General features: G+C 33.2%; 12 protein-coding genes and 1 pseudogene. 11 read left to right on the plus strand and 2 right to left on the minus strand.

The window, feature by feature from the left end; translation table 11 throughout:
• The first annotated feature begins 62 nt into the window (after positions 1-62).
• Entirely contained in the window at positions 63-701 is a 639-nt protein-coding gene (locus tag Q0871_RS12270; RefSeq protein WP_299323726.1) for a hypothetical protein, read from the plus strand.
• 6 nt (positions 702-707) lie between these two features.
• On the opposite strand, the gene cls is transcribed toward Q0871_RS12270, so the two are convergent.
• Positions 708-2,117, minus strand: a complete 1,410-nt coding sequence (gene cls / locus Q0871_RS12275; RefSeq protein ID WP_299323730.1) for a cardiolipin synthase — start codon at positions 2,115-2,117, stop codon at positions 708-710.
• A 760-nt stretch (positions 2,118-2,877) separates the two neighbouring features.
• Entirely contained in the window at positions 2,878-3,306 is a 429-nt protein-coding gene (locus Q0871_RS12280) for a hypothetical protein (protein ID WP_299323733.1), read from the minus strand.
• Positions 3,307-3,656: 350 nt separating this feature from the next.
• Here Q0871_RS12280 and Q0871_RS12285 point away from each other — a divergent pair, with 350 nt between their 5' ends.
• The 10 genes and pseudogenes from Q0871_RS12285 to Q0871_RS12330 all read left to right on the plus strand — a co-directional run bounded on the left by Q0871_RS12285 (position 3,657) and on the right by Q0871_RS12330 (position 13,284).
• Positions 3,657-3,872, plus strand: a complete 216-nt coding sequence (locus Q0871_RS12285; protein WP_299323737.1) for a hypothetical protein — start codon at positions 3,657-3,659, stop codon at positions 3,870-3,872.
• 29 nt (positions 3,873-3,901) lie between these two features.
• Positions 3,902-5,584 (plus strand): AarF/UbiB family protein, encoded by a 1,683-nt coding sequence (locus Q0871_RS12290; protein WP_299323742.1) that lies wholly within the window; start codon positions 3,902-3,904, stop codon positions 5,582-5,584.
• Between the two features lie 11 nt (positions 5,585-5,595).
• Positions 5,596-6,867, plus strand: a pseudogene (locus tag Q0871_RS12295) (MgtC/SapB family protein).
• A 170-nt stretch (positions 6,868-7,037) separates the two neighbouring features.
• A complete protein-coding gene (locus Q0871_RS12300) occupies positions 7,038-7,505 on the plus strand; it encodes a DUF2062 domain-containing protein (RefSeq protein ID WP_299323746.1) in 468 nt (155 codons plus the stop codon).
• Positions 7,502-8,176: a DUF6796 family protein gene (locus Q0871_RS12305; RefSeq protein ID WP_299323748.1), complete on the plus strand. Its 675-nt coding sequence runs from the start codon at positions 7,502-7,504 to the stop codon at positions 8,174-8,176. The genes Q0871_RS12300 and Q0871_RS12305 overlap by 4 nt, the downstream gene beginning before the upstream one ends.
• A complete protein-coding gene (locus Q0871_RS12310; RefSeq protein WP_299323751.1) occupies positions 8,169-9,830 on the plus strand; it encodes a CRTAC1 family protein in 1,662 nt (553 codons plus the stop codon). The genes Q0871_RS12305 and Q0871_RS12310 overlap by 8 nt, the downstream gene beginning before the upstream one ends.
• Positions 9,827-10,102 carry a hypothetical protein gene (locus Q0871_RS12315; RefSeq protein ID WP_299323755.1) on the plus strand — a complete coding sequence of 92 codons (276 nt, stop codon included), beginning with the start codon at positions 9,827-9,829 and terminating at the stop codon, positions 10,100-10,102. Before Q0871_RS12310 ends, Q0871_RS12315 begins: the two co-directional genes overlap by 4 nt.
• Positions 10,092-10,475 (plus strand): hypothetical protein, encoded by a 384-nt coding sequence (locus tag Q0871_RS12320; protein WP_299323760.1) that lies wholly within the window; start codon positions 10,092-10,094, stop codon positions 10,473-10,475. The genes Q0871_RS12315 and Q0871_RS12320 overlap by 11 nt, the downstream gene beginning before the upstream one ends.
• A 353-nt stretch (positions 10,476-10,828) precedes the next feature.
• On the plus strand, positions 10,829-12,649 hold the full coding sequence (locus Q0871_RS12325) for an AAA family ATPase (RefSeq protein WP_299323770.1): 1,821 nt from the start codon (positions 10,829-10,831) through the stop codon (positions 12,647-12,649).
• Between the two features lie 5 nt (positions 12,650-12,654).
• The gene (locus tag Q0871_RS12330; RefSeq protein ID WP_299323774.1) at positions 12,655-13,284 is read left to right on the plus strand and encodes a 4Fe-4S single cluster domain-containing protein; all 630 of its coding nucleotides are present in this window, start codon (positions 12,655-12,657) and stop codon (positions 13,282-13,284) included.
• Positions 13,285-13,287 lie beyond the last annotated feature (3 nt).

The raw sequence follows: 13,287 nt of genomic DNA on the forward strand, positions 1-13,287 counted from the left end.
ATATCTCTAACTTTTTCAAAATAGTATCTTCGAAAAATATTAGTATTAAATACACCTGCCTTATGAAAAAGTTAATTATAATATTATCATTGATGTTTATGGGTTGTTCTTCTATTAGTTTAGTAGAAAACTGGAAAAATCCAGATATCGTAATATTCAATGCCAACAAGGTTCTAATTGTAGGTATGGCACAGAATAATGATACACGAGAAGACTTTGAAACCAAATTACAAAAAGAATTTACCGGTAGAGATGTAGAAGCATGGCGCAGTATAGACATTTTCGACCTATCGCTTACCGATTCTCGTAAGACCGATAAAGAACTAGATGATGTGGAACAGAGCCTTTTAGATAAAGATTTCGATGCTATTTTACTTACCAAAATTATAGGGTCTGAAAATCGCGAGAACTTTGTAAAATCTATCTCTAGATGGGATGACCACCAGTCTAGATTCAACGATGATTATTTAGAACATCAAGGTATTTATTACGATGACAACTATTACGACCAATATACCATTTACCATGCAGAGACTACTTTATATTGCATTTGTGAAGGTAAAGAAAGAGCTATGATATGGAGGGGAATCATCGAAATCACTGAGCCTAACAATATTGATAAGGCAATTAAAGATTACGTTAAAATGATTATCGTTGCGATGGAAGATCAAGATTTGGTTTTTACTTCTCAAGTTGAATAAACAACTCTAGAACAACGGACTCAGTATTTTGCCAACACCTTCTTTAAGCTTTTTGCTCCAAGGTCTTTTTATAAATTCTTCATAAGTCAATTCATTGCTAATAAGACAATCATTTAGAAAGTCTTCTTTCAATTGTTTGGCTATCTGTTTGTGATACATAATAGCATTTACCTCATAATTTTGCTCAAAGCTTCGGTCATCTAAATTTGCCGTACCTATAGAAGATATAGCATCGTCGCTCACCATTATTTTACTGTGCAGAAATCCGTCAGGGAAAAGATATATTTTTATACCTGCTTTTAAGAATAGCTCAAAATAAGAATGTACCGACCAACTTACCACCTGGTTATCTGCCTTTTCTGAAACAAGCAACCTAACATCTACCCCACTCAATGCTGCAGTTTGCAATGCCCTTACCAATGCCTGCCCTGGTATAATATATGGATTGGTAATATAAATATAGTTCTTGGCCATATTTATCATAGAAAAATAAGTCTGCTCTAGTACCGGGAAATCATCATCTGGACCGCCAGCCACAATTTGTACCAATTCACTTGCATTAGGATCTTTTTCAGTATTTAGAGGTAGTTTTATGGGCTCTAATAATTGTGTACTTACCAAGTACCAATCTGTCATAAAAACTTGATCTAGCTGTGTGGCTGAAGCACCTATAAGCCTTAAATGCATATCATGCCATTTGCCTAGACCTACTTGACCTTTTAAATATTTATCAGATACATTAATACCACCGGTAAAAGCAATTTCACCATCTACTACAATTATTTTACGGTGGTTTCTAAAATTCAATGAATAAAAGTACCTGCCAAATTTAAATGGCAGAAAAGAATATACTTCTACACCAATTTCTATTAGTTTCTTTAGGTATTTCTTACTTAATGAGAAACTACCAATACCATCATAAATCATTCGTACCGCAACACCGTGCGCTATTTTTTCTTCAAATAAAGCTAATAGCCTATTGGCTAAATCTCCGTCTTCATAAATATAATACTGAATATGTATTCTAACCTTTGCTCCTTCTAATGCCTCAAATATAGTTTCAAAAGTTGTTCTGCCGTCTTTCAGTATTTTTAAATCATTGCCTGAAGTTGGCGGATAATGAGAATTCTTATAACTAAGCGTCATTAATTTACCATACTTACCCTCAAAAACGTTGATTTGTTCTGTATTTGGCTTAGGTAACTTTTTAAACAAGTCTTTTTGATTCTGAATAAGCTTGTACCTTCTTCTATTTCGACCTAATAATAAATAAAGGAAAATACCACCCACAGGTAGTGCGAAAATGGTTAAAAGCCAAGCCAGACTTTTAGTAGGCTTTGCTCCGTATAATAAAATAGACAACACTATAGACAATGCAATCAATATATAAATACCAATAAAAATTGAAGTCCACATAAGGTTCGTATTCTAGAAATCACTTTAGACTCTAGCGCTATTTAATTGAAAGATTTTAAATGTGATTTGTTACAAGTTACTAGATTTACCAACAATACGGCCATCTTCCATTTGAATGATGTAATCTGTTCGTTTGGCAAAGTCCTCATCATGCGTAACAATAAGTAATGACAACCCTTCTTCTTCTTCTATAATTACAGTATTATCTTCGACTGCAAAATCAGGATATTATACCTTGGGAGCGCTTTCAAAAATCGTCTCAACCACGAATGTTTGTGATGTCTCGGCTTTTTTTGGATTTATTTTAATCACCGTAGCTGTAAACATTTTCATTTGTTATGCATCTAAGTTCATCAGTATTTTCTGACCCAACTTAATTTTAATGATATCGACCTCATCTATCAACATTACTATTTTAAAGTCGATAACGCCGCCAATCTTCCCTAACGGTTCAAATATTAATTAACTCACCAGGTTCCTTAGACAAAGTATATACTTTACCGTGGAGCTTACTATTTAATGAATAATCTTCTACTATAATTTTTGAGGATGAATTATAGATTATTATAATTCAAAATAACAGGAATTTTTTTAGGTATTATATGAGTAAAATCATGCTTGAAAGAATCTACGTGAAAATGCAACCAAGTATTGAAGGCAAATTAAATGATGACCTAAGTAGTATTCGCTTTAAACTCAAATAAGGTTTAAGAGTTCCAAGCATAAAAAAACCGAGATTTTCATCTCGGTTTTTTCTATCTTATTTCAAAGCTTTTTTAAGTTTTGCCTTTTTACTTTTCAGTTTATTAACCGAGGTGCTTAACTTGCTTTTTATTTTTTTGATTTTACTTTTCTTTGCATCTTTCTTTTTAGCTTTCTTCAACTTGCTCTTTAAATCATCTACTTTTTTAGCTGATTTTTTAATTTTTTTAATTGCTGCCTTCATCTTTTTACTTAATTTAAAATCACTTGACTTAATCTGTTTATTAATTTCTTTCTTCTTTTTAGAAATGGTCTTTTTCTCTGATTTCTCTTTTTTTGAATCTTCCGGTTGCTTCTCAGCATCTAAATCTGCTTCTAAATTCTGGATCGCATCAACAATTGTTACACCTTGTTCCTGAACTACAGTACTTTCTTGTGATAATGATTGTTCACCCGCTAACGCATTATCATTATTTTCTTCAACCATCTTTATTTTTATAAAAGGTGTATTAAACTATTAACCTATTTAGGTTGATTTAGTTCAACCTAAAATTTAAATTAGTCATTTTTCTTTTATTTCATGCAAATAATTGTCTTACGACTTAAAAATGAGGTTGTTCGGTTTATATCTTGGACTTTAACCAAATTGACTCCTTTACATTAATACAAATTCCACACTTTGTTAGTCTATAAGTAATATGATTTTGGTCATTATTTTTTAAGACTATGGACTATAACTTTATCCTTGAATTAAAATGATTAAATCATGAGGTCATTTATTGTAGTTACTAAATAAAAGGAACTGAACATTCATTAATCGACCTAAAAAATAAAAATATGAAACAGTTACATAAAGTATTAAATGAAATTACCCAACTTACTAGCAATATAGAAACTAACTACCCAGAACTATACCGTTCTTTAGACGAAAACCCGATGACCCTGCCTGTTAGTCAACACCCACATATGGACAAGATAGTCATGCAAGAATACCTGGAAAGCTTAAAACAAATGTTACATCATTATTTGGAAGAACATGAAGCTGAAAAATAAAATTTTCAATACACAGAACTATAAATCTAATGGCCATATTAAGAATTCCAACTCAAAAAGAAATAAAGCGGTACGCTACCCTATTCAATGTACTGGTTAAATACGGTTTTGAAGATGTGTTATCACATAGTCCCATTCTTAAAATAATTCCTAAAAAATATTTAGAAAAACATCCGGAGACGAAAACAAATCTTTCCTTTTCTAAATATGAACGCATAAGAATGGTTTTAGAGGAATTAGGACCTACCTATATAAAACTTGGGCAGATTTTTAGTACTCGTGAAGATATGCTACCGCTTGAGCTAATAGATGAGCTAGAAAAATTACAAGATCATGTACCCAAACTTAAAGACTTTGATGTTGTAACTACTATTGAAGAAGAATTAGGTATTGAAAAATTCAAGTATTTTGCTACCATCGAATTAGAGCCATTAGCAGCAGCATCATTAGCACAGGTACATCGTGCGCAGCTGATAAGCGGTGATGAGGTAATTTTAAAAATTCAAAGACCAAATATTGCCGAGATTATTGAAGCCGACCTTATGGTTATGAAACAGGTTGCAGATAGTCTTGAGAAATACAGCTCGCAGGCAAAAGCTTTTCAACCTATTCGTATTATAGAATCTTTTGAACGCAGTATAAAAGAAGAGCTTCAGTTTGCAAGAGAAATAGACAACACCGAACGTTTTGCCCAAAATTTTACGGGTAATGAGTTTATTCATGTTCCTGAAGTCTATAAAGAACTTTCTACAGATAAAATTATTTGTATGGAGTTTATAGATGGCATTAAAGTATCTAATGTAGAAGCATTGATTACCGCAAACATAGATCCAAAAGCAGTTGCCAAAATTGGTGTAGACCTTTATATTGAACAAATATTGGATTTTGGATTTTTTCATGCAGATCCGCATCCTGGTAACATATTTATACTTCCGGAAAGCGGAAAAGTATGCTTTTTAGATTTCGGAATGATGGGTACTATTTTGCCAAATGAAAAAGAATCTATAAATGATCTATTGCTCTATTTTTTAAGTAAAGACGTTAAAAAAATAATTACTTTACTAGAGAAAATTGCCATTAGAACCAACATATTCGATTATAAAAAACTAGAACAAGATTTATATCAATTACTTGAAGGTGTTAGTAATACCGCCATCCAAAACATTAAACTTGGCGATACCTTATCGCAGTTTAAGATTGTTTTGTACGAGAATAAAATTATAATACCACATTACCTTTATATGCTTATTAGAGGTATTATTCTTATTGAAGGTGTAGGTCTTAAACTTGATCCTGAATTTAATATCACTGAAAATCTAGAACCGTATACAGCAAAAATTTTACGAAAGAGATTTAGTTTAAAATACCTGTTTAAAAAGAATCTGAATCGTTTAAAAGATATCAATGCCTTAGCAGATACATTACCTGATGATATAAATACTATCATTAAAAAAATAAAGGAAGGTAAGTTAGAGATTGTGCATGAACACAAGGGTCTTAAAGAATTTCAGACTGCTACTAGTAAGGCTGTGAACCGTTTAGTTTTCGCTGTTATTATAGCTGCACTTTCAATAGGATCATCATTATTAGTAATGGCAAAAATGCCGCCGCTAATTAATGGAATACCACTTTTAGGTGCTATTGGCTTTGTAATTTCTGCACTTTTAGGATTTTATATTATCATTTCCATTTTCAGAAATGATCAATTTTAAGCGTTAAAAAAATGGATGAAGTCGAGAAAATAATCAATGTTTTAGATCCTTATATTTTAGGGGTACTCATTAGTTTGGGCATTGGTCTTATTCTCGGACTCGAGAGAGAATATAACAACCTAAAAGAAGATAAGGGGTTTGCCGGTATACGAGCTTTCCCAATTGTAGCCATTTTAGGTTTTACACTCGGTAGCCTCACCGAAACATACTCTACCTGGCTGCCTATTATCGGATTAGGTGCGTTTATATTCTTTTTAGGTTTCAATCATTTATACAAAGAGACTGTAGAATATGAAAGAAGTTTCACAACTAATTTAGCGCTAATAGCTACCATAATATTAGGCTTAATGGTGTCTGCCGAATATTATAGAAATGCAGTTGCAACAGCAGTTATAATAGTGACCTTGCTTTCTCTAAAAGCTCGTTTTCATACTGTTATTAGAAACATTACTTCTGACGAGCTTTTTGGCTTAATAAAATTTTCCATTATCGCTTTATTGATTTTACCCTTTTTACCCAATAATAATTACGGTCCTAACGAGTTGATAAATCCCTTTGAGATTGGCTCTATTATTGTCATTGTTTCTTTCTTAAACTTCATTGGTTATTTTCTGGTCAAATTTGTAGGCTCTAAAAAAGGAATTCTATTAACCGCAATTCTTGGCGGACTCATTTCAAGTACCGCCGTAACCTGGAGCTATGCATCTCGTAGCATTGAATCTCCAGAGCTGTCTAAAAAATATGCTGCTGGTATCATCATTGCCTAGGCAATAATGTTTCCTAGACTTGCTTTATTGACCTATATATTCAACAGTGCACTATTCATGTATGTCGCTATACCTTTTGCGGTATTTTCTGTTATATGCCTTGTTATTTCTCTAATTCTAATTAAGGAGGATACCAATAAACCTGACACAAATATTAACCTTGGTAACCCAATGAATCTTCTTAATGCTATAGGATTTGGTGTTATTTATGTAGTAATACTCTTTGCTGTTTTTTATAGCAATCAATTTTTTGGAGAAAGCGGATTGTATTATTCAGCTTTAATTGCTGGTTTGGCAGATACCGATGCTATTACTATTAGCTTAGCCAAATTTGCATCTGACGGAGAAAAAATAAAGCTTGCCTCTTCCGTTATAGTCACCGCCGTCATGAGTAACATGCTCGTTAAATTAGGTATTGCCGTATTCAAAGGTTCTAAAGTTACAGGCAAATTAATAGGCTATTCTTTTGCCGGTATTATTGTAATTGGTGTTTTATATGCTGTGATTGCCCATTAAAATCAAACACCTAAAGCTTACAATTGAAATACATAATCTACAAGTGTCGCTTAAAGTAACTTCTCGAAAATCTTTATTCAGATTCCATTAAAATAATACTACATTCAAAATTATTTCAAAAGTTTAGAGACCAGTTTACGACTTAAAACCTATCTAAATAATAAGGTGAAATGAATTTTATTAAAAAAACTTGGAATAAGTTCAAAGAACTTTTTAAACAAGGGCTTACTCCTAAGCAATTGTCATTAAGTATTACTGTTACTATTGTTGTTTCTCTTTTTCCAATTTTTGGTATTTCAACAATAGTTCTTACTGCACTTGCAGTTAAATACAAATTAAACTTACCCATAATGCTCGCATTAAGCTATGTTGTGGAACCTATTAAGGCATTACTTTTTATTCCTTTTATCAATATCGGTGAAACACTTTTTGGAACGGCACATACCTTATTAACTTTTGAAGCTATAAAAGCAAGTTATGACCTCAGTTTTTGGAATACGCTAAGTTCACTTTCCTATGAATTACTCTGTGGTTTTGTAGGTTGGGGCTTAACTATTTTACCCGCTTCAATATTTTTTTACTTTTTATTGAAAGAAATGTTAAAATATTTCGTCAAAGGTTCTAAATCAACCAAATGAGTACAAGAAAAACTATCAAATTTCTAGGATATTTAGGATTAATTGGGTCCATTCTAGTAGGGTTAGGAGAATATTTACTCCACTACTCTACTAATATTTTAGGTCATTCCGAAGATTATGAATTCTTTGCTTTTGTAGACTTAGAACATATGACTATGGGTCACTTTTTAGCGGTAATTGGTCTTCCCTTTTACTTTGCGGGGTACATTCATATATATTTAATGTTAAGATCAGGTAATGAAACATTGGCCAGACTAGTACTAGCTATTGGCTTTATTGCTTTTGCCGTTGGAGGAATATGGATTGGGTCTCGTTCTTCTATAGGTAACATTGTACATCTTAAAGATTCCATGAACCCAGAAGTTTATAAAGATCTGCTAGCGCATTATACAAATCATATGGAAGTATTAGTGCAAGCACTAAGGGTTATAGTTGCATTGCTATCTATTGTTTTCATTGTTGCAATACTTAAAGGCGGTACGTACTATAAAAAATGGATGGCAATTTTCAGTCCAATTGTTATCTTAATAGCTGTGGCACTAGTTGGTTTAGCAATTCCTTCTATTGGTCAGCATACCTTACCTATTTTAATGAATATCACTCATTTTATACTTTTTGGCTTATCGTTATACCAACTAAATATTCTTATAAAACCTTTACAAAATGATTAAAAAACTACTTAAAATAATAGGTACGCTCCTATTGATGATGATAATCTTAGTCTTTTTCAGATTCTGGCGAGATTCTGTTTCTGATAAATACGATGTTAGTATTGAATCGGAGAAAATACCTGAATTTTCAAATGTACCCCTAGATTTTGTTCATAAATACACTGGTGAAAAATCACTTCCATTAGCGCCTTCAGCACTTATTGATATTGATAATGACAACATCGATGAAGTATTTTTTGGTGGCGGAATGAGCCAAGAAGATGCCATTTACGCATATCGAAATAATGAATTCGTACTAGTTTCAGAAGAAGTTGGTTTACCAAAAAAAGGCAACACCACAACTTCATTAGGACTTGTTTCTGGAGATATGGACAATAATGGCTTTACTGACCTTATTATTGCTCGCGAAGATGGTCTTCGTATTTACTATAATGATGGTAAAACGTTTACAGAAACAATCGTTAATACACCGGTAAACAAAAAATCATCTCCTGCAGGAATTACCCTTGGTGATATTGATAAGGACGGAGATTTAGATATTTTCTTAGCTACCTACCTGCACAAAGAACTGATGGAGGGTCAAAACATTTTTGAACGCTATGATTATGGTTCTACAAGTGAGTTATTATTAAACAACGGTGATAATACTTTTAAGAGTATTACGAAAGCTGCTGGCTTAGACTACATACATAACACCTTTCAAGGGGTTTTAGTAGATATTGACAATGACTCTTGGTTAGATCTTGTTGTAGTTCATGATACCGGCGAAGCTAGAACATATAAAAATAACGGTGATTTGACTTTTACTATGAAATCGAATCCGTTAACTGGTAAGTTCGCTTACCCTATGGGACTTGCAGTTGGTGATTATAATAATGACGGCTTGGTAGATTTTATGTTCTCTAATGTTGGTACGACTGCCCCAAATTTTATGGCAAGCGGCGACATTAAGGATAAATCCCTTTTTAATGATAAATGGATTCTGTTTAAAAATGAGGGCAATTTTGAATTTACCGATGCCGCAGAAGAGGCTAAAATTGCTGATTATGAGTTTTCATGGGGATGCACTTTTGCCGACATGAATAATGACGGACTACAAGATTTGATAGTTGCAGAAAATTATGTCGATTTTCCTTTCAGTAAAATATTTAAACTACCTGGGCGATTATTGATTCAAAAAGAAGACCACACCTTTGTTCCAACAGAAACAGAAAGTGGTGTTGAAAATCCGTTTTACGGTATAACCGCACTTGTAAGTGATTTTAATGCTGATGGGCATTTAGACCTTATTTGGACCAATATCGACGGTCCTTCAAATGCTTTTATCAATAAAGGAAATGCTAACAATTTTGTACAAGTAGATTTAGCAGATGCTGCAGAAGCTATGGGAGCCAAAATTACCGTTGTTACACCAGACGAAACGTATACTGATTGGCTGGTAACCGGTGAAGGATTAGCGAGTGATCAAACTGCATTACTTCACTTTGGATTAGGCAAAACTCAGCATATCGATAAAATAACGGTAGCCTATTCAAATGGTAACAAAGACGAGATTATTTCACCTAAAATTAATTCGGTTGTAGATGTTATCAAAGAACGTAATCTACAAATGGCAAATGATACTGTAGTAACAACCTTGAAAATAAAAAAATGATAGAATCTCTAAAAAGAATGTTCAATAAAAGACCAGACGAGTTCGATAAAGTTCCTGAAGGTGTTTGCCCTAATTGTTGGGGTGACCAAGAATATGGAAACGTAGTTCGTGAAAAATATAAGGATCTACAGATTGAAGTTAATAATCACAGTAGTAAACATGCCTTTATTCAAAATTTTGTGGTTACCCATTTAACAGGTATACAGCTAAAAAGTAAGGTTAGCGGTCTAGAGTGCCCCACTTGTCATATAACCCTTAAAAATGAAAGCTAGTACTAATTTATACTGGGTTATAAATATACTATTCCTCATCGGTCTTTTTGGTGCGGGTAGTCTAGTTATTACAGAATTTACAACAGGTGATGGCTGCCCCAAATTTGGGGCTGTGCCCGCCTGTTTAATCATTCTAATATGTTTTATACTTCCCTTTATTTCGCATTTGCTTAAAAAATGGAATCTCATTTATTTCTTATTTACCGGTATTGCAGCACTAATTGCTTTAGTGGCATCGGTAATGCAGTTTATAGGTAATGCAGAATGCCCTAAAACTGATTCAGGAATACCTATGTGTTATATATCATTACTGATTTTCGCATCACTTATCATCCTTAAAAAAATTCAACTTAATTACCCTAATAACAAATAACTAAATTTACCTACTCCCTTTTTGTATTTATCGCTTATATAAATTTAGCGAGACTCCACAATCATACCACGTATTAAAATGTATTTTCCTTCACCCCTATTTACACTTTATTAAGCTCATATTCAGTACCTAATTAGGTAGACTACTTCTTATTGGTTATTACTGTACTGTTTTTTACTTTCTCGAAAACGTAACTTAAATACTACGTTACACAAACTATTTTCAAATAGAATCAATTATATTTGAGTACACTTGATGTAGTTGGAATAGTCCTTTTATTTGAAATATTAAACGACTCGAATCGTTCAATTAAAAAGCCATTACAAAGCTTTATAATTTTCAAGTCAATATATATGAAAGACACCAAAGTAAGATGGCTCCAAGACTTAAGACGATTTGTTACACTCAAAAGCCAATTTATACTTTCTGGCAATACCAAAGATTTACAACTGATTAAAAATGACTTTAATGGTTTTAGCTGGCATCGATTAGAAAATGCAATTGATATTGAACTTAAAAGTTTAGGTTACACCGAGGTCATATATTATAACCCTTTAGATGGGTTTGACATTCCCTTTTTTACTGGAAATCCTGAAGAAAAGAAAGCATTATTCAATAAGTTAAATATACCTCTAAGTAGTCCCTCTAGCTTTAACAATTTAGAGACCTTTAATAGCGTTCTCCAATCAATAGTAAATTTTAAAGAGGCCCCAATTGCTTTGATAGTAGATTTTGCATCGCAACTTCTTATGAATCCAGAAAGTTTGGTGAAAGCGGAACACGATACTTTTAGCCTCGCAAATGTATTATCGCAAACGACGAATACGAAACCTCATGGCACCCCGCCTTCCCCATTTTATAATACCGTAATTTGGATTGTAGACAAAGAAGGTGACCTACCAGATTGGATGGTGGTAAACAATCCTAAAATACGTCACATCCCTATAGAAAAACCAGATCACATTGTTCGTAGAAGACTTGTAGAAACGCTTATACAAGGCTTTGGAAAGCAAGAAAAAGACGTAGATAGAATTGTTACCGATTTTGTAAATGAAACAGAAGGCCTATTACTTTTAGATCTTGTTGCAATTATAGAGCTTACAAGGGCAGAGTCTATACCTATTACCCATATTGCAGATGCAGTACGTAGATACAAAGTTGGGGTTACAGAAGATCCTTGGATAAATATTGACAGAGAGAAAATTGTACAGGGAGAAACCTTTATTAAAACCCGTGTAAAAGGGCAAGATCATTCGGTGCAACATATTATGGATATTGTTAAAAGAGCTATTACAGGTGTAGGCTCTTCTAAGCGCAATAGTCGCCCTAGAGGTGTTGTATTTTTAGCAGGACCAACGGGTGTAGGTAAAACAGAACTAGCAAAAACACTTACTAGCTTGCTTTTTGGTGATGAGAATGCATACATACGTTTTGATATGTCTGAGTTTAGTGCTGAACACTCTGATCAGCGACTTTTAGGCGCACCTCCTGGGTACGTAGGTTATGATGTTGGTGGCGAGCTTACCAATGCGGTACGCGAAAAACCTTTTAGCGTACTTCTATTTGATGAAATTGAAAAAGCTCATCCACGTATATTAGATAAGTTTCTTCAGATCCTGGATGATGGAGTTTTAACCAGTGGACGTGGTGATAAGGTATATTTTTCAGAAACCCTTATCATTTTTACTTCTAACCTTGGTATTTACAAGAAAACAGCTACTGGTGGTCGTATAGCTCATACTTCTTATGAAGATCCTTTTGAAACCATTCAAGAAAAAATTAAATATGAAATAGAGAACTATTTCAAGTTTGAATTGAACCGACCTGAACTTCTAAATCGTATTGGCGATAATATTATCGTTTTTGACTACATCAGACCTCATGTAGGCGAGATGATTTTTGATATGATGTTAAATGGTCATTTAAAAGCCATTCAAAAGCAACTCAATATTACCTTAGATTTAGACGATTCTGTAAAAACTAGTCTAAAAGAATTAGCCTTAAAAGACCTTAGTAATGGTGGTCGAGGTATTCGAAATAAAATAGAATATCACTTTATCACGCCTATTTCTAGATCTCTTTTTAGTCTTGACCCTGCGCCTAATGATGTCTTGAAAGCTACTACTATTACGGTAGATAATACAGGTACGACCATCACGTTACAAAAACAATAATCGCTATGGATATACATATATCTCGTATGCATTATCCTGTAACAACCTTAGGACCCGGAAAACGCATAGGTATTTGGTTACAAGGTTGTTCTATACACTGTGAAGGTTGTATTTCTATGGATACTTGGCAGTTTAATATTAACAAGGTTTCCATTAACGACCTAAAACAGGTTTTAGAAACATGGCTACCTGAATGTGATGGAATTACGATTTCTGGCGGAGAACCTTTTGACCAAGAAAATGCACTAATAGAACTACTCGAATTCTTAAATTCTTATAACAAGAACATATTGGTTTATAGTGGATATTCTTTTGATGTTTTGAAGGATAGAAAACTTGTACAAAACGGATTAATAGATGTTCTAATTTCTGAACCTTATGATAATACAGCAAGTCAGACCAAACGACTTCTAGGTAGCGATAATCAAAAAGTTCATTTTTTAACTTCGTTGGGTAAAAGTGAATTTGCTACTTATTTAGAACAACCGTTAGAAAAAGAACTGGACATTCATATTACCAAAGAAACCGTTTGGATGGCAGGAATACCTATCAACGGTATGAAAGAAATTGCTCAAGCCAGTAAAGAAAATAATGTAACCTTATCGCATAGTCAAGCAGTGACTAAAAATAAATAATTT

The sequence above is a fragment of the uncultured Maribacter sp. genome (genome assembly GCF_947500985.1).
Classification (GTDB): Bacteria; Bacteroidota; Bacteroidia; order Flavobacteriales; family Flavobacteriaceae; genus Maribacter.